This is a genomic window from Gilliamella sp. LMG 34359 (assembly GCF_984569085.1).
On the sequence record NZ_OZ474906.1, the window covers coordinates 983,784 to 1,008,500 of the forward strand.

Genomic DNA, 24,717 nt, shown 5'->3' on the forward strand with positions numbered 1-24,717 from the left:
GGCTATTGCGTTTCATCAGCCATTTTGCGTAAGGTAATAAAATCGATTTTACCTGTACCAAGTAATGGTAACTCTTTAACCAAGCGAATATCCCGAGGGATGGCTAAGGCAGGAATACCTAAATCTTGCGCCGCTTGATTAAGCTGTTCACGAGTTAATTTAGTCGAAGTCGTAAATAGTACCAGTGCTTCACCTTTGGCGGCGTCAGCCTTTACTGTCGCACCATGCATCGCATCAGGATCGACTTTTTTAGCCAATGCTTCAACACTTTCAAGTGAGACCATTTCACCAGCAATTTTGGCGAAACGTTTTAAGCGTCCTTTAATTGTTAAAAATTCATCTTTATCAATCGCAACGATATCGCCAGTATCATACCAACCTTTATCTGCATTACCGTTTTCATCGATGGCAACCGGAGCTTCAAGTACGCCTGGTTTTTCAACGCGTAAGTAACCTTTCATCACGTTAGGTCCTTTAAGCTGTAATTCACCACCATTGGTAATGCCTGAAACGGGTATTAATCTCGATTCCATTCCCGGTAATAAACGACCAACGGTTCCTGCCTTAAAGGCCATCGGCACATTAAGGGCAACAACTGGTGCGCACTCGGTTACGCCATAACCTTCTAAAATTCGGATACCGTATTTATCTTTCCACTGCTCACGCACCGCATCGGACAGTTTTTCAGCACCGGCAACTACATAGCGTAAGCGCATAAAATCATAAGGGTGGGCATATCGGGCATAGTTAGCTAAAAAAGTTGGTGTACCAAACAATACGGTACAGTTTTGGTCATAAATGATTTCGGGCACCATACGATAATGTAATGGGTTTGGATATAAGAAGGTTCGACTGCCGGAAAATAATGGTAAAAATAAACCAGCCGTAATACCAAAAGCATGAAAAAGTGGTAATGCGGACATAAAACGGTCAGCCGGTGTTGGGTCGATAACGGTGCGAATCTGTTCGACATTCGCCAATAAACTACCATGGCTATGCACAACGCCTTTAGGATTGCCTTCCGATCCTGATGTGAATAACACTAAAGCCTCATCATCACTTGATTGTTGACGTTTCACTAATCGCGGAATGTATTGATGCACTGCAACGTATAGTTTATCAAAAAAGTTTAAACTGCTACGCAAATCTTCGAGGAAATACCAATTGACATCCTTAATTTCTTCCAATAGAAAATCAAGTTTACCTTTTTGAATAAATTTACGTGAAGTTATGATCGTTTTGATTTCTGCTGCTGTAACAGCACAAGTTACCCCTTTCGTCCCAGCAGTATAGTTAAGCATAGCGGGAATACGATTTTTAACCGATAGACCGAAAATAGTCGCAACAGTGATCGTTGCATTTGGTAGCAATAAGCCAACCCGCTCTTTCGGTTTGGTAATTTTAGCAATAATGCAACTAACGCCAATGATCTGCTTAAGTAAGTTCCGATAGGAGGCCTCGTGAGAGGTCGGATCTTGAACCATCCGCGATTTTACGCCATAGCGAACTTGGGCTTCGAGCAAAGCTTCAAAAAGAGTCAATTTTGGTCGACTTGCCATTCTGGCATTCATCATAATTTGATGTAATTTTTCACCAGCAATATATCTTCGTTCACTTGCTTTTGGTGAATCAGGCATTGGAATTGATTTTGGATCCAGTACATGGATAGTAATTTTGGGAAATAGGCGACGCTTAAATAAGCCTTTTAACCGGCTAGTTAAGGTAAATTCGGCACCTTCTATCCAAACCGGTACAATGGTCGCCTGAGAACGCGCGGCAACAAATGCTGCACCATCATAAATTTTCATTAATGATCCGGTTATGGTAATTCGACCTTCCGGAAAAATAACAATAGGTCGTCCTTTTTCAATTTCACGGACTAACTTTTTAATCGCCATTGGACTTAATGGATCCATTGGCACAAAATCAACATAACGTTTGGCGAAACGTACTAACCAGTGATTAATATAACCTGCATAGATAGCAAATACTGGTTTTACCGGTAAAAATACGCCAATTAAAACGCCGTCTAGAAAGGAAACATGATTAGGAGTGATAAGTAATCTGTCTTGTTTTAAATTATTAAGATCTCCATGAATCTTAACATGAAATAAAATCTTTAAAAAAAATTTTAATATTTTAAATAACATCTGATTTCTCAATTTCCGTGCAATATTGCACAATGTAATAATAGTGAAAATAAATTAAATATACAAGAAAGCAAAATTCATTTCATTCATATCATTAATAAACAATAAGTTGTATTTTAAATTTTGCTATAAAAGATTAAACAATAGACATCAGATAACAAAAAAGTAAAATAAATGTTAAATAACAGTAAGGAATAAAAATGCTAATTTTAACTGCCCATGATATTCAACAATTCTATAGCATGCAAGATGCCATCGCCGCCGATAAGCAAGCACTAAAAATTTATACTCAAGGTAATAGTGAAGTGCCTTTACGCATCAACTTTGATATGCAAAAAGGACAATGTCTATTTATGCCTGCCCATATTAAAGAAAACGATGTTGTTGGTTTAAAGATTGTTTCAGTTTTTCCTGATAACCCGAAACTGGGAAAACCATCGGTTCCGGCGCAAGTGTTTATGATTGATCCGCAAACGGGCGAAGTTTGTGCGATATTAGATGGCACATTTGTTACCCAATTGCGAACCGGTGCGGTACAAGGTGCTGCCACCGATTTATTAGCCAGAAAAGATGCTAAACGAGCGGTGTTAATCGGCACAGGTGGTCAGGCAGCTTGCCAATTAGAAGCGATGTTAACTGTCCGTCAATTAACCGATGTAGCGATCTATGGGCTTGATGCCAGTAAAGGCAAGGCGTTTGTCGAAGAGATGAAAAAACGCTTCGCCCATTTTTCTGCTAATCTCTATTTTTCTCATAATTTGGATGAAGATATTCACCAAGCCGATATTATTACCTCGGTCACCACATCAAAAGTGGTTACCTTTAATGGCGATCTGGTTAAGCCGGGAACCCATATCAATGGCGTGGGAGCTTACACTCCAGAAATGCACGAAATTCCTAGTAATATTGTTGAAAACGCTGATATTCGTGTACTTGATACTAAAGATGGCGTATTTGCTGAAGCTGGTGATATTATCGACCCAATTAATCAACAGTTAGTCACAAAACAAGATTTTTATGAATTGGGAGATTTAGTTAGCGATCCACAAAAATGTCGTCATAACGATCAGCAAATCACGTTATTTAAAACAGTGGGAACGGCTGTTTTAGATGTCTATGTTGGTTATGATATTTATCAGAAAGCCAAACAAAAGGGCTTTGGAACGAATATCTAATCTTTCCGTCAAAAAATACCCCCTTTACCTAAAAAATAGCGTTAAGGGGGAGAGCATCAAAATTCTTCTAATCTAACTTAACATTTAAATGGTATTTATACCTTAAAAATTGGTATTTTTTCTCACTATTTCAAAGTGAAAATTAGCAAGAATATTTACAAAAGTTAACAATTAAAATGATTAAAATAATTAAAATAAGTTGAGTAGTTTTTTCAACACATTATAATTTTACTTTTATTAAATTGATTATTAAATAATCGGTTAAGTTAAGATAAATTCAAATAAAACAAAATATTAATTGACAGGAATGTCGGAATGCATTATAATGCCCAACACCCAATCTGCCCAACTTTAGATCTCAATTCATCTAATTTTAACCCTCAAGGTTTAGTCTTTCAGTTTAATTTTTATTGTCATAAAATCATAAGTTCTTTACTAAGCTATTTTGGTCGCTCCTTTAAAGGGTGGCAGATCTTTTTACTGATATTATCTATTTTGCTGATGCTGGCTAGCAATCCCTGTAAAGCTTTAACGTCGGTAACTAGCAATTTTATTTATGGTCATGCGCCGTATTTAACCTTAGATGGTGGTCATACTCGAGTAATGGATACTGATGGTTTGCTTGGGATAAGCTTATCCAATGGAACTCGACTCACGCCGACAACTAATAATTCAACACAATCCAATCCAATCGAATTACCTAATTTTGGTGAAACGTTAGCTAATGTTGAGATGTTTATCCCCATTAATACTAATTCAATCGAGTTAAATTTACTTATTGGCGCACCTTACTTTTATTGGGGGGACGATGATGGTGACGGTCAAGGTAGTAATGGTGTTTCGGCCAATGGTAGCTTAAGTTTAACCATCGTTGATAACAATAACCAAGCGGTCGCCCGTAACGCAAGATTGGATATATGTAACGCGCCCTATAAATTGACATTGAATAGTTCTGGAGGTGCTTTAACTACCCGTTATGGGTTTCCAAAAAGTTCAAATTTTAATGCAAGTACTGCCACTTATTATATTAATCCTAAGGCTTTGCCAAAGGTTTGCTTTGCTAAACCTAATCTAAAATATGGTAAAAATAGTGAACCAGATTCGTGGGCATACGGTGTCGATTTTCGAGGCCCTATTAGCATGTGGAATGAAAATAAGGGCTTTATTCCTCAGTCTAGTAATCCATCTTTTTATTATTTAAACTTTCCGTCTACGGGGGCTGACCATTTATATTTTGATTTAGAGATAGCTGGTAGTGGTCCTTTAAAGTGGGAACCGGTTGAGCATAATGGTATTACAGCTACGATTGATGCAAACTCTACTGGTAACCGTGTTAAAGTTACACTAACAGGCCCTGTTGCATCGAAACAACAATGGAATTCAGATAGGCCCAATGAAATAGCAAATGAAATAAAAATACTTAGACCTAATTTACCGCAAACATTTGAGTTGGTTGGTAAAGACGACAATGGTAATGCTATTATCAAGTATGGATTTAAATTAAAGCAATGGTTTGTCAACCGTGGAAATAAAGAGGGAAAGTACTATAACTATATTGATACAGAAAAATGGTGTGAAAATATAAATTACCGTTTGCCGATGGTAAAGGATTTAACTAACGCATCTTGTCAAGGAATAAATTCAGGCCATTGGTGTGAAGGTGCAAATGTTGGTGCTATTTATCCGTCACCTAATAATTATTACCAACGTAGAATTGATGCCGGATTCTTTTCTGAGTGGGGTGATATGTATTACTATTCTGATGCTAGCTTTGGCTTTTATGGTCGAGATGGCTACTGGACAAGTGATCATCACCCGACAGATGGCGATCCGTACATTGTTCATTCCTCCCATGGTCATATCGGTTGGGGTCGGCTAGACTATGAAGGAAGAGGGCTTTGCGTGGTGCCTTAGCTTTTATTTTTAGTAGAGCAATTAAAATAGAAAATAACAATTCGTTATTGATTCGTTATTTTTTCTTTTACAATCAAATGGGCAACATTAGCGAGCTTGAACGCAATATTGTGTGAACATAGGCATGCTGAGTTTTATGTTGTAACTCTCTAATTATTCAGAATAAATATTATAAAGCGCTATGAACTCCTTAATTATTTTTACAAAAAGATAACCTACTTTATAAAGTATAAAATGAGGGTAGTTAACAATAATTTTTTACTGCTCGTTATTCTAAATGATTGCTGTATTCAAGGATATTGTTTAGGTTATTTAACTTTTTTATTTTTAGTTAATAATTATTGGTTGATGACCGAGACTCCTCGATTATTTTTAAAAAAATAACCAATAATCAATTTTAAAAAATATAAATTTGCTACATTATAAATGTATAAATAGTTCCGATTTCAATTTAGTCATATGATGAGTAAATTAAAAAAAGTAAAAATTTATTAGAGCTAAAATTGATGTTAATACTAATTTATTAGCCGTAACAACAAAGTTAACAGGTTAAATAAAATAATCTGAGGGAAGGATGGTTGTTTGCTTTAAAACTAGCTTTTTAGCTCTTGTTTTTGTGAACGCCCCAGTAATGACATAGCTGCCTGTTTTGGATCTTTATGTTCGTAAAGCACTTTATAGATTTGCTCTGTGATAGGCATATCAACATGATATTTTTGCGCTAACGTCCAAACTTCTTTAGTATTTCGACAACCTTCAACCACTTGAGCTATGATATCTTGCGCTTCCTGAATCGATTTGTTTTGACCTAGTAAAATACCAAAGCGACGATTTCGTGACTGATTATCGGTACATGTTAGCACCAAATCCCCTAATCCAGCCATACCCATAAAGGTGGCAGGATCGGCACCAAGTGCTTCGCCTAAACGCATCATTTCGGCTAGTCCACGTGTAATTAAAGCGGTTCTCGCATTGGAGCCAAAACCCAGTCCATCCGATAACCCAGCACCAATGGCAATAACATTTTTAACCGCACCACCAAGTTGAACACCGATAAAGTCTTTGCTGCTATAAACACGAAATGATTTACTACAGTGGAATAAATTTTGTAATTCAGTTAAAAATTGTTCGTCGGTGGACGCAACGGTGACAGCTGTTGGTAAGCCAGATGCGACTTCTTTGGCAAAAGTTGGACCCGAAATTACCGCTAATGGGATTTTGTTTCCCAACACTTCTCGTGCAACATCTTGTAATAATCGACCGGTATCTACTTCAAGGCCTTTGGTGGCCCAAACGATTTTGCTGTCTTTTCTTAAAAAGGGTTTAATTTGTTTAAGAATGCTGCCAAAAACGTGGCTAGGTACAACGATTAATAAAATAGGTGAAGCAGCAACGGCAGTTTGCAGGTCTGCTTCAATTTGCAGTTGGTCAGGAAAAGGAATATCCGGTAAAAACTGTCTATTTTGTCTATCATGCTGCAAAACAGCCATTTTATCAGGGTTATGTCCCCACAATAAGGTGGCGTGACCATTTCGTGCTAGTAATATAGCTAGCGAGGTTCCATAAGAACCCGCACCAATAACTGTCACTGCAGCATTTGTACTCATAAACAATCCACTAGACTTTGTTAATTAATCTAACAATTATTGTATAGTTTCAGAAGCTTTGTTTTGAGCTTCTTGCTCTTGCTGTTGTAAATAGTTAATAAACAGTGCTTCAAAATTTACCGGTTCTAAATTAAGTTGTGGGAATGTTCCTTTGTTCACTAAGCTTGAAATAACTTCACGCGCATAAGGGAATAAAATATTAGGGCAATAAGCACCAACACAGTGTCGAATTTGTGCCTCGTCAAATCCAATAAGTGAGAAAATACCTGATTGAGTAACTTCACAAATATACACAACTTCTTCTTGTTGTTTTACCGTTACAGTAACACGTAAAGAAACTTCATGTACTTCATCACTTAATGCTTGTGATGCTGAATTTAGTTCTAAATTCATTTCCGGTTGCCATTGTTTTGTGAAAATTTCTGGCACATTGTTAGTTTCGAATGAAACATCTTTGATATAAATACGTTGAATCGCAAATTGTGTTTCTGGTTGTTGTGTATTGTTTTGTTCAGTCATGATAAAACCTTATTTTAAAATTATATTATTTTCTAACTAATGGTAAGTTTTCGCCGTTCCATCCAGCAATACCATCTTTTAATGTAAATACATGCAAAAAACCCTGTTTGACTAATACTTCACCGATGCTTGCTGATGTTAAACCATTGTCATCAACCACAATGATGATATTTTCTTTGAATTTATCAATAGTTTTCGCGCTGGCATTTTTAATATCGATGGGTAATATGTTGTGAGATTCTGTAATGTGCCCTTTTTTGAAGCTATCTGCTGAGCGAATATCAACAATAACTGCATTTTGATTGTTCATCATATTGATCGCTTGCGCGTTATTAATTATTTTCACTTTTGATAGTTTACTTTTCACGGTTAACACAATGATTGCAACAAACAACACAATCCAACCTAATGAAAGTAAAAGGTGATTTTTGATAAAAGGTATAATTTCGAGCGTAACAAAGTCCATACTTTTATGATTACCTAGTTTTATAAAAAATAAGTTAAGATTATAACGATATTGTCTACTGAAATATAGACCTAAAGGGAGAAATCTTATTTTAAGTTGATAAGATTTAAAGAATAAGAAAGGAAAAATCTGTGATATTAAAAAGAGTTATTTTGTTGTTATGCCTTTTATTGACTGTCATTCCTTCCGTTTTTGCTGATAATTCTACAAAGAATTCCCCCCTCATTAACCTAATGGACGGTAATCAAACTGAACCTCTACTATTTGATCCAAATTTAACCTGTCGAGATTTTTTTCTGGAAATTGATGCTAATGCACCTGATTATTTTCAATATTATGATTGTCAAATGCAAGATGAAGGTCAAACATGGCCAATAACAGTAAGTTATAAAGTTGACGGTAAATATGCTAAGCAAGCCCACCAATATTTGATTAAAACTATGGGAATGGGGGATCTGAAATATTTATGCTGTTATTGGGAACAACAAAAACCAGTAATGATCGTTAATCCAAAGGATAACTTATTATATGAGGCGTCGTTTTCTTCAGGTGAAACACTCAAACGTGATTGGGATGAAACGACTTTTTATTTAACCATAACCGGTTTTCGAAAATACGATATTTAAATCGACAACACTTTTTAGCAAATTAATGATGTTCAAGTTCAGCAAAAATGTAGCATAAGTAATTTTATGTTACATTTTGGTGCGTTATTTTGGTGCCTTATGCATTATTTTGGTGCATTAATGTTATTTTTTGCTATTATCTAACCAATAACAACCATGCAAAAATAGTGGTTAACAAATTGGCATCATATTTGCATATCATTTAATAAATAGGCAAATCGGCCTTTAAACTGAACACTTATATTATATGTCCTTAATGGAGAAGCTACATGTCTACACAAAAAGTTTTAACGCTAATAAAAGAAAACGATGTTAAGTTTGTTGATTTACGTTTTACTGATACTAAAGGTAAAGAACAACACGTTACCATTCCTGTTAGTCAAATCGACGCTGATTTTTTTGAAGATGGTAAAATGTTTGATGGCTCTTCCATTGCTGGTTGGAAAGGGATTAACGAATCAGATATGGTGTTAATGCCAGATGCATCAAGCGCAGTGATTGATCCATTTTTTGAAGATGTAACATTAAATATTCGTTGTGACGTTTTAGAGCCAGCGACATTACAAGGTTATGACCGTGATCCTCGCTCAATTGCTAAACGCGCTGAAGAGTTTTTGAAATCATCAGGTATTGCTGATACGGTTATTTTTGGACCAGAACCGGAATTCTTCTTATTTGATGATGTGCGTTTTGGCTCACCAATGTCTGGTAGTTTTGTACATATTGACGATATCGAAGCTGCTTGGAACTCAGGTACTAAATACGAAGAAGGTAATAAAGGTCATCGTCCGGGAGTTAAAGGTGGTTACTTCCCACTTCCGCCGGTTGATTCATCACAAGATATTCGTTCAGAAATGTGTTTAATCATGGAACAACTTGGTTTGGTGGTTGAAGCACATCACCATGAAGTTGCAACAGCGGGTCAAAATGAGATTGCTTGCCGTTTCAACACATTAACTAAAAAAGCTGACGAAGTTCAAATCTATAAATATGTTGTCCAAAATGTTGCTCATGCTTATGGTAAAACTGCAACATTTATGCCTAAACCAATGTTTGGTGATAACGGCTCTGGTATGCACTGTCACCAATCGCTAGCTAAAGATGGCGTAAACCTTTTTGCTGGTGATAAATATGCTGGCCTTTCTGAAATGGCGTTATTCTATATCGGTGGTATTATCAAACATGCTAAAGCGATCAATGCTTTTGCTAACCCTGCAACTAACTCTTATAAACGTTTAGTACCAGGTTATGAAGCACCAGTTATGCTTGCCTATTCTGCGCGTAACCGTTCTGCATCAATTCGTATTCCTGTGGTTACTAGCCCTAAAGCGCGTCGTATTGAAGTTCGCTTCCCAGATCCAGCGGGTAACCCATATTTATCATTTGCGGCACAATTAATGGCTGGTTTAGATGGGATTATCAATAAGATTCATCCGGGTGATGCGATGGATAAAAACTTATATGACTTACCACCAGAAGAGTCTAAATTAATTCCACAAGTTGCAGGTTCACTTGAAGAAGCGCTAAATGCTTTAGATGCCGATCGTGAATTCTTAACTCGTGGTAACGTGTTTACTAATGACACTATTGATGCTTATATTGAATTAAAACGCCAAGATGTAGATCGTGTACGTATGACTCCACATCCGGTTGAATTTGAATTGTACTATAGCCTATAAGTCATTATTTTACTATTTGAAGCGTTAACCACCGCTATTTGGCGGTGGTATCTAAAGAGAACGGAGAGCCTACGATGACTTTTGATAATGAATCTGATGCGAATCTTGTTCTCGATTCAATGATAACTAATATTTTATTACTTGATAAAAAACTCAATATTGTTTACGCCAATACGGCGGCACAACAGTTACTTGCCCAAAGTTCGAAAAAAATATTAGATAGTTACCTTCCCGATTTATTGGGGTATTTTTCACTAGACCTTGAATTGATGCAAAATGCCTTAGATCAAAACCAAGGTTTTACTGATAGTGAAGTAAATTTAGTGATAAACAATGAATTGCATATTTTATCACTGACGGCGCAATTGTTAGCTAATGGTCGCATTTTGATCGAAATGGCACCATTGAATAGTCATAAAAAGTTAAGTCAAGAGCAATTACAGCAAGCGCAACAGAATGCCGCGCGTGAACTAGTTCGTGGACTTGCGCATGAAATTAAAAATCCATTAGGCGGGCTTAGAGGTGCAGCACAATTATTATCGCGAGAACTGCCTAAAAATGAGTTGCAAGATTATACACAAATTATTATTGAACAAGCAGATAGATTGAGAAATCTTGTTGATAGATTATTAGGTCCGCAACAACGATTACAGCAAACACAGCAGAATATTCACCAAGCCATAGAGCGAATTTATGCCTTGTTATGTTTAGAAAAACCGTCAAATGTTGAGATTATTCGCGATTATGATCCTAGTTTGCCAGAACTGGTACATGACTCCGAGCAGATCGAACAAGTAGTTTTAAATATCGTCCGTAATGCGATACAAGCGATTGGTTCAAAAACGGGTTCTATCACGATTAGGACGCGAACAGCATTTCAGGTTACTTTACATGGTCAGCGTTACCGACTTTGTGCGCGTATTGATATTGAAGATAATGGGCCAGGGGTTCCAGTGCATATTCAAGATACGTTGTTTTATCCGATGGTCAGTGGTTATGAAGGTGGCAACGGTATAGGGTTATCGATAGCGCATAATATTATCGATCAGCACCATGGTAAGATTGAATTTAACAGCTGGCCGGGACACACTGAGTTTTCTATCTATTTGCCAATCAAACAATGAGGTTAATTAAAATGAATGTTTGGATTGTTGATGATGATAGTTCGATTAGATGGGTGCTAGAAAAAGCACTTACCAATGCGCATTTTAATTGCATCAGCTTTTCAAGTGGTCAAGAAGTGATTGATGCTTTAGTTAATCATCCGCAAAAACCTGCCGTAATATTATCCGACATCAAAATGCCGGGGATCGATGGCTTATCTTTACTTAATTATATCAAAGAGCAAATGCCCAATTTGCCAGTGATTATTATGACGGCTCATTCGGATCTTGATGCAGCGGTGAATGCTTATCAAAAAGGGGCTTATGATTATATTCCTAAGCCTTTTGATGTCGATGAAGTCATTCAATTGGTCGAACGGGCTATTTCACACACTCAAAGCAATAAACCGAGTAATCCTTCTAGCAATAAAGCCTCTACAGGTATTATTGGTGAAGCCCCCTCAATGCAGGAAGTATTTCGTATTATTGGTCGACTTTCCAAATCCTCTATTAGTGTGTTAATTAATGGTGAATCAGGAACAGGTAAGGAGTTAGTCGCCAAAGCACTGCATACTCATAGTCCACGTTCGCATTCTCCTTTTATTGCACTTAATATGGCTGCTATACCTAAGGATTTAATTGAGTCTGAATTGTTTGGTCATGAAAAAGGTGCATTTACCGGAGCCGCGCAAATCAGGCACGGTCGTTTTGAGCAAGCTAATGGTGGAACCCTGTTTTTAGATGAAATTGGTGATATGCCGTTAGATGTGCAGACGCGATTATTAAGAGTGCTTGCTGATGGCCAATTTTATCGAATTGGAGGATATTCACCGGTTAAGGTTGATGTGCGTATTATTGCCGCCACTCATCAGGATCTTCAAGCAAGAGTAAGAGAGGGTAAATTTAGAGAAGATTTATTTCATCGTTTAAATGTTATTCGCATTTTATTACCACCATTACGAGATAGAGCACAAGATATTCCCAAACTGGCTGAACATTTTTTACGTACCACAGCCAAAGAGTTAGGCGTGGAGAGTAAAGTGCTAAGTCCTGATGCACTTAATCTGTTATGTATGTTTAATTGGCCAGGCAATGTTAGACAATTGGAAAATGTCTGCCGTTGGGTCACCGTGATGTCGTCAAACAGTGAAATTTTTGTTCAAGATTTGCCACCTGAACTATTACAGTCATCAGCACCTGCTACAGGGATTAATTGTGATATAAGTACCAATTCTCACATATTACCTGAAACCGATTGGAAAGTGATGTTAGAGCAGTGGGCTAAGCAAGCATTATTAGCCGGTCAAACGGGGATATTGACACAAACTGTTACTGATGTTGAACGGATTTTATTGAAATGTGCGCTTAATTTTACTCGTGGTCATAAACAAGATGCAGCTAATCTTTTAGGTTGGGGGCGAAATACTTTAACTAGAAAGCTTAAAGAGTTAACTGACGCACCTAAAAACGGGCATTAATTGACAGAAAATAGCTCAACAATCAGCCCTAAATTTAACCTTATTAGCTGATACTTTTATCAGCTTATTTATTATTGATTTTTTTGTTTATCAAAGTTTATCAAAGTTCATTGAACACTTATTTATTTTTAGTTACAATTCAGTGAAAATGATAATTATTCTATTTATCATTTACGCGCTTTTGAACTAAGCTAATAATTAGGAGTTACAATGTTTTCATCTATTAAAGTTAAATTTTTAGTATTACTGACCGCTTTATTTGCCTTGGCTGGTTGTGATGATAAAAAAGAAGCACCTGCCGCTAATAAAACATCAATAACGGTCGAACATTCTCAAGGTAAAACCGACGTTCCTGAGAATCCGAAAAAAGTGGTGGTATTTAATACTGCAACACTTGATATTATTGATGCATTAAATATTCCTGTTACCGCGGTTCCCCAATCTGATGTACATTTCCCCGAGTTTTTATCTAAATATGCAGATAAAACTTATACCAATGTCGGTACTTTATTTGAACCAAATTATGAAGTATTAAGTTCATTACAACCGGACGTCATTATTGCCGGTGGGCGCGCCAATGATGTCTATAAAAAATTAAGTGATATTGCACCGACAATTTCGCTTGATATTGATCCTAATAATTTTGTGGCAAGCTTAACTGAGCGTACGGAACAATTAGGTACTATTTTTGCTAAACAAGCAGAGGCGAAAAAATTACTTGATGATTTTAATCAAAAAATTGAAGGCTTAAAAGCAAAAACCAGCACCGCAGGAACCGCTTTAGTGATTATGGTTAATGGCGGTAAAATGTCAGCTTATGGTCCTAAATCACGTTTTGGCTTTATTTTTGATGTGTTAGGATTTAAACCGGCAGCAACATTCCAAGAAGCGGGTCGTCATGGCAATGCGATTACTTCTGAATTTGTGTTAAGCGTTAATCCACAATGGTTATTTGTACTTGATAGAGATAACGCAATTGGCAATAAAGAAGCGCAATCAGCACAACAAGTTTTAGATAATGAATTGATTCAAAAGACCGATGCATGGCAACAAAACCACATCGTATATTTAGATTCTACTTCTATGTATATCTCAGGCGGTATTCAAACTTATAGTCGTTTGATGGATCAAATAAGTGATGTATTACAAAAAACATCAGCTAACTAATCTAAACCATGTCTAAAACGGTTTACTTTATTGCAGGCATTGTTGTTTTATTCGCAATGGCTGCATTAAGCCTATTTATTGGTGCGGGGCATGTCACGTTAGCCGATTTATGGTCTGACAGTAATATGCGACAGATCTTCTTTGTTAGCCGAGTACCAAGAACGGTGGCATTACTATTAGCCGGTAGCGCAATGAGTGTGGCTGGCTTAATTATGCAACTACTTACCCAAAATCGATTCGTGGAACCCTCATTAGTTGGTACTACTCAATCAGCCAGCCTTGGCTTATTAGTGATGATGGTACTGGCACCGGGGGCAAGTGTGATGATGAAAATGGTGGTAGCTAGCTTATTTGCTATGGCTGGTACGATGCTATTTATGTTCATCTCGCGAAAAATCATCTTTAAATCTGCGTTGATGGTGCCCCTTATTGGCATCATGCTTGGCGCAGTAATTAGTGCAATTTGTACTTTTTTTGCCATGTATTTTGATTTATTGCAATCACTCGGCGGTTGGGAATCGGGTGACTTTTCAGGTATTTTGCAAGGTCGCTATGAACTATTATGGTTAGTCGGTGCTATAACCTTACTTGCTTGTTGGAGTGCAGATCGCTTTACGGTTGCCGGTTTAGGGCGAGACTTCTCTGTCAATGTTGGACTTAATTATAATCGAGTAATGTTAACCGGTTTGGTGGTGATTGCGCTGATAGGCGGGATAGTGGTTGTGGTTGTTGGCGTCTTGCCATTTTTAGGATTAATTGTTCCCAATATTGTTAGTTTATTATTTGGCGATAATGTTCGCAAAACTATTCCTTGGATCTGTTTATTCGGTAGTGGACTTGTTTTGTTATGCGACATCATTGGACGAGTGATCCGTTACCCATTCGAAATTCCTGTCAGTGTTATTCTTGGTGTAGTTGGGGCTGTTATTTTTTTAGTGTTGTTGAGTAAAAAACGCCATGCTAGTTAATCAAAAACGCCATATTTCTAGTCGAAAAACTGTACTACTATTACTGGCTATTGCCACTTTTTGTGTTGTTTTTTTCATGACATTTAATTTGAAAGGTAATATTAGCTACATTCTGACACATCGTGCTTGGATCGTGTTAACCATGATTTTAGTCGCCTTTTCCGCGGCAACTTCGACATTGCTTTTTCAAACTGTTACCAATAATCGAATTTTAACGCCTTCAATAATGGGGTTTGAGTCATTGTTTGTATTGATTCAAACTGTAGTGATATTTTTTATTGATGCACAAGGTATTCCTTATATTGGCATTGTCGGTAAATTTATCTTTGAGTCATTACTATTGATTTTATTTTCTCTTTTTTTGTATCGTGGATTATTTACCAAACTTAAACAGAATCTGCACTTAGTGTTATTAATCGGTATTATTTTAGGGACACTGTTCCGTAGCTTTTCTAATTTGTTACAACGATTAATGACGCCAACTGAATTTGCAGTGTTACAAAGTCGAATATTTGCAACTTTTACTCGCGCTGAACCGATATTAATTGTCTTTTCATTAGTTATCGCCACCACAATTGGTCTATTTTTATGGCGAATGCGGTTCCGGTTCGACGTATTAGCCTTAGGGCGGGATAATGCAATAAATCTTGGTATCGACTATCAAAAAAGTGTCACCATTATTTTATTGTTGGTCTCGGTATTAGTTTCAATATCGACCGCATTAGTAGGTCCATTTACGTTTTTAGGCCTACTTATTGCCAATTTAGCTTATAGTATTAGTGGATCAAGCCAACATCGTTTTTTATTGCCAACAGCATTTTTGTTAGGGGTTATATTTCTGGTCGGTGGACAGATGTTTTTAGAGCATGTTTTAAATATGGTCGGTGCACTATCCATTGTCATTGAGTTTATTGGTGGTTCATTGTTCATCTTCTTAATTTTGAAAAAGGTACCGATGTGATAGAAATTGATAATGTTAGTAAAAAATATCAAACCATACCGGTTTTAAAAAATGTGAATGCGACCATATCCCAAGGTGGTGTTACCGCCATCATCGGTCCAAATGGTGCGGGTAAATCGACATTATTATCAATTATTAGTCGTCTATTATTGGCTGATGAAGGACAAGTAAAAATTCAGAATATGGATGTGGTTAATACCCCGAGTGACAAACTGGCTACCTACTTATCAGTATTAAGACAAGAGAACCGTTTTACTAGCCGATTAACTGTTTTTGAACTGGTCGGTTTTGGCCGTTATCCCTATTCAAAAGGGCGATTAAATCAAGACGATTTAGCGCATATTCATCGAGCACTCGAATTCTTAAATCTTACAGAATATAAAGATCGCTTTTTAGATGAGCTTTCTGGTGGACAACGACAACGAGCTTATGTTGCCATGGTGCTATGTCAAGATACTGATTATGTATTACTTGATGAACCATTAAATAACCTCGATATGAAACACGCAGTCGCCATGATGAAACAGTTACGTCGCGCGGCCGATGAACTTGGCAAAACAATTGTTATTGTTATTCATGATATTAATTTTGCTTCCGTTTATTCAGATTATATTTTAGCAATGAAAGATGGCCAGCTAGTTTATCAAGGCAGTCCCAAAAAAATTATGAATTCAGCCATTTTAGAAGAGATATTTGATACGCCAGTGAAAATAGAAAACATTCATAATCAAAATATCGCTATTTATTATTAATAACTGATTCCTTTAATTGAAAGGATTTAGATTCACACTAAATCCTTCTTGTGTACAATTCCTCAACTTATATAATCGTTAACGCAAAATGATAACTTTGTTTACATTTAATTTAAGTTAAGGTTAAATAACTGATAATTTTTTTATTGAGATATATTCATGAAGTTAGAACAAATTGCATTGTTAGCTGGGGTGTCAAGGACAACCGCTAGCTACGTGATAAATGGTAAAGCTAAACAATACCGAGTTAGTGATAAAACTGTTGAAAAAGTAATGGCGGTAGTAAACGAGTATAATTATCAACCCAATGCCGTTGCCGCAGGATTAAGAGCAGGTAAAACACGCACAATTGGTATAATTATTCCCGATCTTGAAAATATAAGTTATACCCGAATTGCTAACTATTTAGAGCAATTGGTGAGAAAAGAGGGGTATCAGCTATTACTTTCTTGTTCTGAAGACAATCCTGAAATTGAAAAAGAGTGTGTTAAACATTTAAAACAGCGTCGAGTTGATGCGTTAATTATCTCTTCTTCATTTGTTGCCGACTCAGATTATGCTTTTTATAACGGTTGGCAAAACAGTGATACCCCATTGTTTGCACTTGATAGAACATTATCAGCCTCAGAATTTAGAAATGTTGTTGGCTCAGATAAAGAAGATGCTGAAATGTTAGCCAAAGCATTTTATCAATGTGTTAATGGAACGGTGGCTTATATTGGCGCATTACCCAATTTGTCTGTTAGCCAGCTTCGCATGAAAGGCTTTAAAGAAATCGCTTTAAAGTATGGCAATAAAGTTGATTTTTTGTGTGCAAATAATTATAGTCGTCGCGATGCCGAAGCTACTTTTAGTCAATGGTTAGCGAATAATGATCTACCTAGCGGTATTTTTTCTACCTCTTTTTCTCTATTACAAGGTACTATTGATGCAATATTGAAAAAGTTTGGACATTTACCCGATAATTTAACCATTGCCACTTTTGGTGATAACGAGTTACTTGATTTTTTACCTTGTAAATTGATTGCACTTTCCCAAGATCATAAATCAGTATCTGAAGTAACCATTAAATTATTATTTGATAGTTTGCATAACAAGAGTTATCAACCAGGAACTACCGTTATTCCTCGCCGCTTGATTTATCGAGGTAAACTGAGTCGAAAAATTGCTAAAAAGTCAAAGTAAATAGACATAAAAGTAGTTAAATTGAGTTAAAAAGCAGATCTAGATCACATTTTTTGAATTAATAGATATAATTTAATTGATAATTAGGCTTTTTATATTCATTATTGCTGAAACGATTCAATATGATTCAATAACGATTGTGGGATTGCTGAGTTGTTTTTAGTAGACCCAACATTATAACCCAGAGGTATTTATTATATGTTTCATTTAGTTAAAGAAGATATTCATTTAAATGAACAAGCAACTAACAAGACTGAGGCAATTAAGAAGATTGCCGCAGCATTAACTAGTGCTGGTTTTGTCGCAGAAGGCTATGTTGATGGTATGCTTGAACGTGAAGGTCAGGCGGCAACCTATTTAGGTATTGGTATTGCCATACCTCATGGTACTCCTAAAACTCGTCATTTAGTTAAAAAAACCGGTGTGCAAGTTTTCTGTTTCCCTCAAGGTGTTGAGTGGGGGGATGATGGTGAAAAAGCCTATCTGGCTATCGGTATTGCAGCAAGTTCTGATGAGCATTTAGAGTTGCTTCGCCAATTAACACATGTTCTTGGTGCCGATGGCGTTGAAGAACGAATCAAAAAAATTCAAACAGCAGACGAAGCTTTGGCTATTCTGACTGGTAAAGAAAGCGCAGAAGATAGTCAATTTGCAATTGATGCCTCTTCATTATTATTGGATATTCAAGCCGATAGCTTAGCAACACTACAAGCCTTGAATGCTTCACGTTTAAAACAACACAATGCGGTTAATGCTAACTTTATTGCCAATGTACTGGATAATAAACCAAATTATTTAGGTAATGGCGTATGGTTAAATGATAGTCGCGAAGGCAACTTAAAAAATGCGATTGCTATCAGCCGTACAGTAAATGATTTTAATCAAGATGGTAAACCAGTTAAGCTCCTTATCACCATTTCGGCTATTGATGATAGTGTGGCAACTATCGCCAATAATATTGCTGCGTTAGCTTATAACCAAAAATTAGCACAATTAATTTCAGCAAATAGTGATGATTTTAATAATCTACTTTTATCAGGAACTCAGTCAGTATCATCTGAAAAATCAGAAACAGCCACTGTAAATACAGCTGCTAACGCAACATCTACTAGTAATGGTGAAGAGTTAAGTCGCGTATTTGTTATTCCAAATGAAAATGGCTTACACACTCGTCCATCATCAGTTCTTGTTAAATTGGTAAAAGAGTTCAATAGTAAAGTGACTGTTGCTAATCTCGATGGTAAAAATGAACCAGTTAGTGCAACCAGTTTAATGAAGATTGTTGCATTAGGTGCAAAAAAAGGCAGTCGTTTACAATTTACAGCAGTTGGTGATGATGCCGAACAAGTATTAGATGCCATCGGTAAAGCTATTGAAAGCGGCTTAGGTGAGGGTGCTTAATCATGACTTATCGTGTTGCAACTATCACTTTAAATCCTGCTTATGATCTATTAGGGTTTTGTCCTAAAGTTGAACTTGGTGATGTGAATTTAGTTCAAACCAATGCGTTACTTGCAGCTGGTAAAGGTATCAATGTTGCTAAAGTATTATCCGATCTTGGTATTAAATTAACAGTGGGTGGTTTTTTAGGCAGAGAAAATCGTGATGGATTTAATTTACTGTTTGAATCACTAAATGTTGTTGATAAATTTCAAACCATTGATGGACGTACTCGGATTAACGTGAAATTAACTGAGGAAAATAGTGATGTAACCGACCTAAATTTTTCAGGTTTTACTATTAGCGAGCAAGATTGGCAAACCTTTGTCACCAATTCGTTAGAATGGTTAAAAGAGATAGATATGGTCGCCATTAGTGGCAGTTTACCGGCTGGAGTATCTCTGGAAAAATTCACAGAATGGATGAAACAAGTTAAAGCAATTTGTCCTAAAGTGGTATTTGATAGTAGCCGAGAGGCTTTAGTCGCCGGACTAAAAGCTAAACCTTGGTTAATAAAACCCAATGATAAAGAGCTTGAAATGTGGGTAGGCAGAAAATTATCCACATTAGCAGAAATCAAAACTGCAGCCATGGAACTTATCGATGGTGGAGTAGAAAACGTAGTCATTTCACTAGGAAGTCAAGGTGCTTTATGGGTAACTAAACATGAAGCATGGTTAGCCAAACCGCCTAAATGTAAGGTAGTAAGTACTGTTGGTGCTGGTGATTCAATGGTCGGTGGATTAATGTATGGTTTATTAACAAATCAATCAATTAAAGACACCTTAGTATTTGCATCTAGTGTTGCCGCTTTATCAGTTGGACAAGCTGGTGTTGGTGTGTCAGACCGTCAAGCGGTTACCGACATGTCAGAAAAAATTGAAATAATCGCGGGATAGGAGTATTCATGAATATATATATTGTAGAAGGTAGTAATTCAGGCCCAGTTAACGGGCGTTTAGCTAAAGCGGAATTAGCGCTAGCCGCTAATTCTTTAAATTTTAAACTTGTTGATAATGCTACATCAGCCGATACTATCATTTCGGTTGGTAATGGTAATATTAGCGATAAAGCTGTTATTGGCAAAAAAGTTTATGTGGTTAATGACCTCAATGATGTTTTTGCTGATCCTAAAAAAATCTTGAATGAAGCACAAAGTAAAGCAACTGTTTATCAACAGTCGGCTAATTCTGCTGCTGTTGCGACTTCAAACAACGGACAAAAACGCATTGTAGCTGTCACAGCTTGCCCTACAGGTGTTGCGCATACATTTATGGCCGCCGAAGCGATTGAAGAAGAAGCGAAAAAACGTGGCTGGTGGTGTAAAGTTGAAACTCGTGGATCGGTTGGTGTTGGTAATGAATTAACGCCAGAAGAGGTGGCTTCAGCTGATGTAGTGATTGTAGCATGTGATATAGATGTCGATTTAAGTAAGTTTGCAGGTAAAAAGATGTACCGAACTAAAACCGGTCCAGCGCTTAAAAAAACTGCACAAGAATTAGATAGAGCTTTCGAAGAAGCTACAATTTATCAACCAACAAGTTCTGCTTCAACAGCAAAATCAAGTAACGAGAAGAAAGGTGTCTATCAGCATCTATTAACTGGTGTATCTTATATGTTACCAATGGTTGTTGCAGGTGGATTAATCATCGCTTTATCATTTGCTTTTGGTTCATTTGAAATGGTTGATGGTGTACAAAAACTGGTAGGTGAATCTCATTTAGCACAAATTGGTGGGCTTGCATTCTCACTCATGGTACCTTTACTTGCGGGTTATATTGCTTATTCTATTGCTGATAGACCAGGTTTAGCGCCAGGACTTGTAGGTGGTTTACTTGCGGTTTCTACTGGTGCGGGATTCTTAGGTGGTATTGTTATTGGTTATTTTGCTGGTTATTTAGCAATGTTAATTACTAAGTATTTACCATTACCGAAAACACTCGAAGCATTAAAACCAATTCTTATTGTGCCATTACTTGCTACCTTAGTTACAGGCTTAGTTATGCAGTTTATTGTTGGTACGCCGATCGCATGGCTAATGGAAGCTTTAACTGAATGGTTGAGATCAATGGGAACTGCTAATGCTGTTGTTTTAGGGGCGATATTAGGTGGTATGATGTGTACTGATATGGGCGGACCAATCAATAAAGTTGCTTATGCGTTTGGTACAGGCTTAATTTCGGCTCAAGTATATGCTCCAATGGCAGCGGTTATGGCTGGCGGAATGGTTCCTCCTTTGGCTATGGGTATTGCTACATTAATTGCACCTAAAAAATTTGCTAAAGCTGAACAAGAAAGTGGTAAGGCTTCATTAGTATTAGGTTTATGTTTCATCTCTGAAGGAGCAATTCCTTTTGCTGCTCGTGATCCATTACGTGTTATTCCTTGTTGTATTATTGGTGGCGCAATCACTGGTGGTATGGCATTGGCATTTGGTTCCGAGCTTATGACTCCACATGGTGGATTATTCGCTTTAGCAATCCCAGGCGTGGTTAAACCAGTTATTGGTTATTTACTATCAATTGTGGTTGGTTCGGTTATTGCGGGTGTCGCTTACGCATTAATTAAAACAACTGACGCACAAGTTCCTAAAGTAGCTAGTGTAAAATAAATTATGCAATAAAAAACGCCATCAGATGATGGCATTTTTTTGTTGTTCTCTTAAACTATTTTTTTACCCAACGTTCTAACTCTTTGGGAATAAAATTATCCATCTTTTCTAACATTGCATCCGCAACATCTGACACGATTAATGTTTGATAAAAATTTTCTCGAATAAACCCTTCTTGCACTGCGTGTTTTAAAAAATTCAGCATAGGTTGCCAAAATTCACTATTGTATAGCGCGACAGGTTTTTCATGATAGCCAATTTGCATGCCAGTCCATACTTCAAATAGCTCTTCTAATGTTCCTGTGCCACCCGGCATAGCAATAAAGCCATCGGCCAGTTCGGTTAGTCTTGCTTTACGTTGATGCATATTATCAACAACTTCTAATTGGGTAATTCCATGATGCGCAGTTTCGGCTTTGACTAATCGTTCAGGAATAATACCAATAACTTCACCGCCATGAGCTAAAACCGCATTAGCGATAATACCCATTAAACCTTTATTGCCACCACCGTAAATTAACCGTCTATTCTGTTTGGCAATAACCATACCTAATTGTTCTGCTGCCATTCGATATTCTGGACGATTACCTTCACTGGCCCCACAAAAAACACAAATATTTTTTTTCATCTGTTTTACTCTACTCGTTATGTCATATTATCAATATTTTAGCATAGGATTCATTAAATTTGTTCATAACCTGAGCAATCAAACTAAATTAATGTTTTATTGATTGACAGAATTCTCATAGATAGTTAATATGCTGTCCACTAAGTGTTCCTCCATAGTTCAGTCGGTAGAACGGCGGACTGTTAATCCGTATGTCACAGGTTCAAGTCCTGTTGGAGGAGCCAATTTCAGTTTTCAAGAACCTGCTTATAGCAGGTTTTTTTGTATCTATATATTAATAATAATCACCATAATTCCCACCTTCAAACAAGCCTTACTGTTAATCAAAGTTAATAAAATTAATTACTTTACCAAGAGCATTTTATCTAGAAAGACAAATTTTTGCGGCGTATAATTTAATCTCCCTTAATTAATTCTGTAGTGTAAAATCAAGATGAAACGTAATGTAATAATCGCGGCATTAATGGTAACTAGTCTATCTTGTGCAGCATCAGAGCAAACCTCACATTGGGGATATGAAGGCCAAGAAAATCCAGAAAACTGGGGTAAATTATCACCTGACTATTCTGCGTGTCAAAAAGGTAAAAATCAGTCACCAATTAATATCGATCATGTGTTAAAAACCGAGCATGAAAAATTAAATTTTACTTTCCAGCCAAGCAAACAAGAAGTTATTAATAATGGGCATACCATTCAAGTCAATATCTCTGGTGATAATCAGTTAACATTAGATGATCAAAGTTTTATATTACAACAATTCCATTTTCATACCCCAAGTGAAAATACCATCAAAGACAAACGTTATCCAATGGAAGCCCACTTTGTCTACCAAAACAAAGCTGGTGAGCTTACAGTGGTTGCCTTAATGTTTAATCATGGTGAAGTTAACCGCGAACTTGCCAAAATTTGGCAGCAAATGCCAGCACAAGCGGGTAATAAAGCTATTATTGAAAATACGGTAGATATCAGGGCATTATTTCCTAACAACTTAGATTATTACCGCTTTAGTGGATCACTAACAACCCCACCTTGTACAGAAGGTGTAAGATGGATTGTACTCGAACAACCAGCAATCGCCTCAGAGGAACAAATAGAAAAATTCCACTCAACCATGCATCACGACAACAACCGCCCATTACAGCCATTAAATGGTAGAGTTATTGTTGATTAATGATAATTAATTGGCTTTATTGATGTTTATTATAAAGCCAATTTTGATTGTTATATTGATTAACAAAATATCAATTAATTATAGTTTATTTCAATGAAAATGACTCTTTGGTGTCTCTTTTTTACTAATTTTCTTATTTAAGCATTTGTATAATCCCAATCAAAAACTTTTATTTCGCCAGTTTGATAAAACTGCTTAACCAACTTAATATAGTTATTAAAGTCTTTATTTTCTCGAGCAAGACGACTGCAAGAGTCCCAATCAATAATAGTTTTTTCTTGAGCAGGAATTAAAATTTGACTTTCTGATGGATTATCTATATCTAATTTAATAACGCCAATACCGTGTGCTGCGCACAGTACTCTGAGTTCCTTCAATGTATCACTACCAGTAATTTGTGAAGTCACCAAATAACCAAAATTAGCCCATGAAGAATTAGATACAGCTTGGAAAAATGATTCTCTGACGTTTGACATATTAAGTAATATTTTAACTTCAAATGACCATAGTTTACTTTGCTGATCGGCATAAAGTTTAACACACTCTTTGACTAAGTTATTCCAATCAGAGCTGAGATCTTCTAAGCCAACAATATCAGGATGTAGCCATATATTGCCATTTTTACCCATTCTATTTGATGAGGTTTTTTCATCAATACGTTTAGAGTACACATTAAGTTCATCATAAAGATATTTACATAATAATGGATAGAGAGAGTGTTCGTTGTGACCATTCTTCTCTGTTTGGGCTTGTGTGGGCAGTTTCTTTGTTGATAAACACTCAGCGTCTAGTACTTCTGCTTCATCCGATTTTTGCGAAAAGTAATACTTTTTAGGACGCCCCTCTGTGGTTTTTATCTCTGGATGTTTTTTTTGTAAAAGTGGTCGCTGGGCACCAATTTCAGCTGCAATTTGGGCAATAACATCATCATCAGTCATTAAACGCTCACTAGCCTGTTTTTTTCAGCACAGGCTTGCGGATTATGTATAAATATCAACTGAGCCAACTGCCTAGCGGTAAACTGTTTTTGCGGTTGCTGTTTAAGTAGATTAAATATTGTCTTCCTGAGATTTAATGACATAATGTTTTATAACTTATTTATAATAATTAATATATA

General features: G+C 36.6%; 20 protein-coding genes, 1 tRNA gene and 1 pseudogene. 16 read left to right on the forward strand and 6 right to left on the reverse strand.

Annotation, left to right across the window (positions count from 1 at the left end):
• Positions 1-2 precede the first annotated feature (2 nt).
• Positions 3-2,150, reverse strand: coding sequence for a bifunctional acyl-ACP--phospholipid O-acyltransferase/long-chain-fatty-acid--ACP ligase (gene aas / locus AC5LXV_RS04650; RefSeq protein ID WP_493467492.1), 2,148 nt, complete (start codon positions 2,148-2,150; stop codon positions 3-5).
• 200 nt (positions 2,151-2,350) lie between these two features.
• Between aas and AC5LXV_RS04655 the strand changes: the two genes are divergently transcribed.
• Positions 2,351-3,325: an ornithine cyclodeaminase family protein gene (locus AC5LXV_RS04655; RefSeq protein ID WP_493467493.1), complete on the forward strand. Its 975-nt coding sequence runs from the start codon at positions 2,351-2,353 to the stop codon at positions 3,323-3,325.
• 315 nt (positions 3,326-3,640) lie between these two features.
• Positions 3,641-5,239 carry a hypothetical protein gene (locus AC5LXV_RS04660; RefSeq protein WP_493467494.1) on the forward strand — a complete coding sequence of 533 codons (1,599 nt, stop codon included), beginning with the start codon at positions 3,641-3,643 and terminating at the stop codon, positions 5,237-5,239.
• 593 nt (positions 5,240-5,832) lie between these two features.
• Here AC5LXV_RS04660 and gpsA read toward each other — a convergent pair.
• From gpsA to AC5LXV_RS04675, 3 genes are read right to left on the reverse strand one after another with little or no spacing between them, the layout of a single operon-like run.
• Entirely contained in the window at positions 5,833-6,846 is a 1,014-nt protein-coding gene (gene gpsA / locus AC5LXV_RS04665) for an NAD(P)H-dependent glycerol-3-phosphate dehydrogenase (RefSeq protein WP_493467495.1), read from the reverse strand.
• A gap of 36 nt (positions 6,847-6,882) precedes the next feature.
• The gene (gene secB / locus AC5LXV_RS04670) at positions 6,883-7,365 is read right to left on the reverse strand and encodes a protein-export chaperone SecB (protein ID WP_034883175.1); all 483 of its coding nucleotides are present in this window, start codon (positions 7,363-7,365) and stop codon (positions 6,883-6,885) included.
• A 25-nt stretch (positions 7,366-7,390) separates the two neighbouring features.
• Positions 7,391-7,831 carry a rhodanese-like domain-containing protein gene (locus AC5LXV_RS04675; RefSeq protein WP_110434482.1) on the reverse strand — a complete coding sequence of 147 codons (441 nt, stop codon included), beginning with the start codon at positions 7,829-7,831 and terminating at the stop codon, positions 7,391-7,393.
• 131 nt (positions 7,832-7,962) lie between these two features.
• On the opposite strand from AC5LXV_RS04675, the gene AC5LXV_RS04680 reads away from it, so the two are divergent.
• The 12 genes from AC5LXV_RS04680 to fruA all read left to right on the forward strand — a co-directional run bounded on the left by AC5LXV_RS04680 (position 7,963) and on the right by fruA (position 21,801).
• Complete coding sequence (locus tag AC5LXV_RS04680; protein WP_493467496.1) at positions 7,963-8,457, forward strand: DUF4952 domain-containing protein; 495 nt, start codon at positions 7,963-7,965, stop codon at positions 8,455-8,457.
• A gap of 269 nt (positions 8,458-8,726) precedes the next feature.
• Positions 8,727-10,136 (forward strand): glutamate--ammonia ligase, encoded by a 1,410-nt coding sequence (gene glnA, locus AC5LXV_RS04685; RefSeq protein WP_034883178.1) that lies wholly within the window; start codon positions 8,727-8,729, stop codon positions 10,134-10,136.
• A 74-nt stretch (positions 10,137-10,210) separates the two neighbouring features.
• Positions 10,211-11,260, forward strand: a complete 1,050-nt coding sequence (gene glnL / locus AC5LXV_RS04690) for a nitrogen regulation protein NR(II) (protein WP_110434480.1) — start codon at positions 10,211-10,213, stop codon at positions 11,258-11,260.
• An 11-nt stretch (positions 11,261-11,271) separates the two neighbouring features.
• Positions 11,272-12,717 carry a nitrogen regulation protein NR(I) gene (glnG, locus tag AC5LXV_RS04695; RefSeq protein WP_493467497.1) on the forward strand — a complete coding sequence of 482 codons (1,446 nt, stop codon included), beginning with the start codon at positions 11,272-11,274 and terminating at the stop codon, positions 12,715-12,717.
• Positions 12,718-12,927: 210 nt separating this feature from the next.
• Positions 12,928-13,884: a siderophore ABC transporter substrate-binding protein gene (locus AC5LXV_RS04700; RefSeq protein WP_493467498.1), complete on the forward strand. Its 957-nt coding sequence runs from the start codon at positions 12,928-12,930 to the stop codon at positions 13,882-13,884.
• A gap of 8 nt (positions 13,885-13,892) precedes the next feature.
• Positions 13,893-14,852: an ABC transporter permease gene (locus tag AC5LXV_RS04705; protein WP_110434477.1), complete on the forward strand. Its 960-nt coding sequence runs from the start codon at positions 13,893-13,895 to the stop codon at positions 14,850-14,852.
• The gene (locus AC5LXV_RS04710) at positions 14,842-15,813 is read left to right on the forward strand and encodes an iron chelate uptake ABC transporter family permease subunit (RefSeq protein WP_493467499.1); all 972 of its coding nucleotides are present in this window, start codon (positions 14,842-14,844) and stop codon (positions 15,811-15,813) included. Before AC5LXV_RS04705 ends, AC5LXV_RS04710 begins: the two co-directional genes overlap by 11 nt.
• Positions 15,810-16,565 (forward strand): iron ABC transporter ATP-binding protein, encoded by a 756-nt coding sequence (locus tag AC5LXV_RS04715; RefSeq protein WP_110434475.1) that lies wholly within the window; start codon positions 15,810-15,812, stop codon positions 16,563-16,565. The genes AC5LXV_RS04710 and AC5LXV_RS04715 overlap by 4 nt, the downstream gene beginning before the upstream one ends.
• 159 nt (positions 16,566-16,724) lie before the next feature.
• Positions 16,725-17,750, forward strand: coding sequence for a catabolite repressor/activator (gene cra / locus AC5LXV_RS04720; RefSeq protein WP_493467500.1), 1,026 nt, complete (start codon positions 16,725-16,727; stop codon positions 17,748-17,750).
• Positions 17,751-17,948: 198 nt separating this feature from the next.
• Positions 17,949-19,151 (forward strand): fused PTS fructose transporter subunit IIA/HPr protein, encoded by a 1,203-nt coding sequence (fruB, locus tag AC5LXV_RS04725; RefSeq protein WP_110434473.1) that lies wholly within the window; start codon positions 17,949-17,951, stop codon positions 19,149-19,151.
• 2 nt (positions 19,152-19,153) lie between these two features.
• Positions 19,154-20,089 (forward strand): 1-phosphofructokinase, encoded by a 936-nt coding sequence (gene fruK / locus AC5LXV_RS04730; protein ID WP_110434472.1) that lies wholly within the window; start codon positions 19,154-19,156, stop codon positions 20,087-20,089.
• 8 nt (positions 20,090-20,097) lie between these two features.
• Positions 20,098-21,801, forward strand: a complete 1,704-nt coding sequence (gene fruA / locus AC5LXV_RS04735; RefSeq protein ID WP_493467501.1) for a PTS fructose transporter subunit IIBC — start codon at positions 20,098-20,100, stop codon at positions 21,799-21,801.
• 55 nt (positions 21,802-21,856) lie between these two features.
• On the opposite strand, the gene AC5LXV_RS04740 is transcribed toward fruA, so the two are convergent.
• Positions 21,857-22,429, reverse strand: a complete 573-nt coding sequence (locus AC5LXV_RS04740; protein ID WP_493467502.1) for an LOG family protein — start codon at positions 22,427-22,429, stop codon at positions 21,857-21,859.
• A 148-nt stretch (positions 22,430-22,577) separates the two neighbouring features.
• Here AC5LXV_RS04740 and AC5LXV_RS04745 point away from each other — a divergent pair.
• Together AC5LXV_RS04745 and AC5LXV_RS04750 are read left to right on the forward strand one after the other, a co-directional pair.
• A tRNA-Asn gene (locus AC5LXV_RS04745) sits at positions 22,578-22,653 on the forward strand.
• Between the two features lie 209 nt (positions 22,654-22,862).
• On the forward strand, positions 22,863-23,600 hold the full coding sequence (locus AC5LXV_RS04750; protein ID WP_493467503.1) for a carbonic anhydrase: 738 nt from the start codon (positions 22,863-22,865) through the stop codon (positions 23,598-23,600).
• 137 nt (positions 23,601-23,737) lie between these two features.
• Here the strand turns inward: AC5LXV_RS04750 and AC5LXV_RS04755 are convergent.
• Positions 23,738-24,681, reverse strand: a pseudogene (locus tag AC5LXV_RS04755) (COG2958 family protein).
• Between the last annotated feature and the right edge of the window lie 36 nt (positions 24,682-24,717).

Bases quoted from the DNA above. Each gene is read 5' to 3' on its own strand.
- aas (WP_493467492.1), bottom strand. From the start codon at position 2,150: ATGTTATTTAAAATATTAAAATTTTTTTTAAAGATTTTATTTCATGTT.
- AC5LXV_RS04655 (WP_493467493.1), top strand. From the start codon at position 2,351: ATGCTAATTTTAACTGCCCATGATATTCAACAATTCTATAGCATGCAA.
- AC5LXV_RS04660 (WP_493467494.1), top strand. From the start codon at position 3,641: ATGCATTATAATGCCCAACACCCAATCTGCCCAACTTTAGATCTCAAT.
- gpsA (WP_493467495.1), bottom strand. From the start codon at position 6,846: ATGAGTACAAATGCTGCAGTGACAGTTATTGGTGCGGGTTCTTATGGA.
- secB (WP_034883175.1), bottom strand. From the start codon at position 7,365: ATGACTGAACAAAACAATACACAACAACCAGAAACACAATTTGCGATT.
- AC5LXV_RS04675 (WP_110434482.1), bottom strand. From the start codon at position 7,831: ATGGACTTTGTTACGCTCGAAATTATACCTTTTATCAAAAATCACCTT.
- glnA (WP_034883178.1), top strand. From the start codon at position 8,727: ATGTCTACACAAAAAGTTTTAACGCTAATAAAAGAAAACGATGTTAAG.
- glnL (WP_110434480.1), top strand. From the start codon at position 10,211: ATGACTTTTGATAATGAATCTGATGCGAATCTTGTTCTCGATTCAATG.
- glnG (WP_493467497.1), top strand. From the start codon at position 11,272: ATGAATGTTTGGATTGTTGATGATGATAGTTCGATTAGATGGGTGCTA.
- AC5LXV_RS04700 (WP_493467498.1), top strand. From the start codon at position 12,928: ATGTTTTCATCTATTAAAGTTAAATTTTTAGTATTACTGACCGCTTTA.
- AC5LXV_RS04705 (WP_110434477.1), top strand. From the start codon at position 13,893: ATGTCTAAAACGGTTTACTTTATTGCAGGCATTGTTGTTTTATTCGCA.
- AC5LXV_RS04710 (WP_493467499.1), top strand. From the start codon at position 14,842: ATGCTAGTTAATCAAAAACGCCATATTTCTAGTCGAAAAACTGTACTA.
- cra (WP_493467500.1), top strand. From the start codon at position 16,725: ATGAAGTTAGAACAAATTGCATTGTTAGCTGGGGTGTCAAGGACAACC.
- fruB (WP_110434473.1), top strand. From the start codon at position 17,949: ATGTTTCATTTAGTTAAAGAAGATATTCATTTAAATGAACAAGCAACT.
- fruK (WP_110434472.1), top strand. From the start codon at position 19,154: ATGACTTATCGTGTTGCAACTATCACTTTAAATCCTGCTTATGATCTA.
- fruA (WP_493467501.1), top strand. From the start codon at position 20,098: ATGAATATATATATTGTAGAAGGTAGTAATTCAGGCCCAGTTAACGGG.
- AC5LXV_RS04740 (WP_493467502.1), bottom strand. From the start codon at position 22,429: ATGAAAAAAAATATTTGTGTTTTTTGTGGGGCCAGTGAAGGTAATCGT.
- AC5LXV_RS04750 (WP_493467503.1), top strand. From the start codon at position 22,863: ATGAAACGTAATGTAATAATCGCGGCATTAATGGTAACTAGTCTATCT.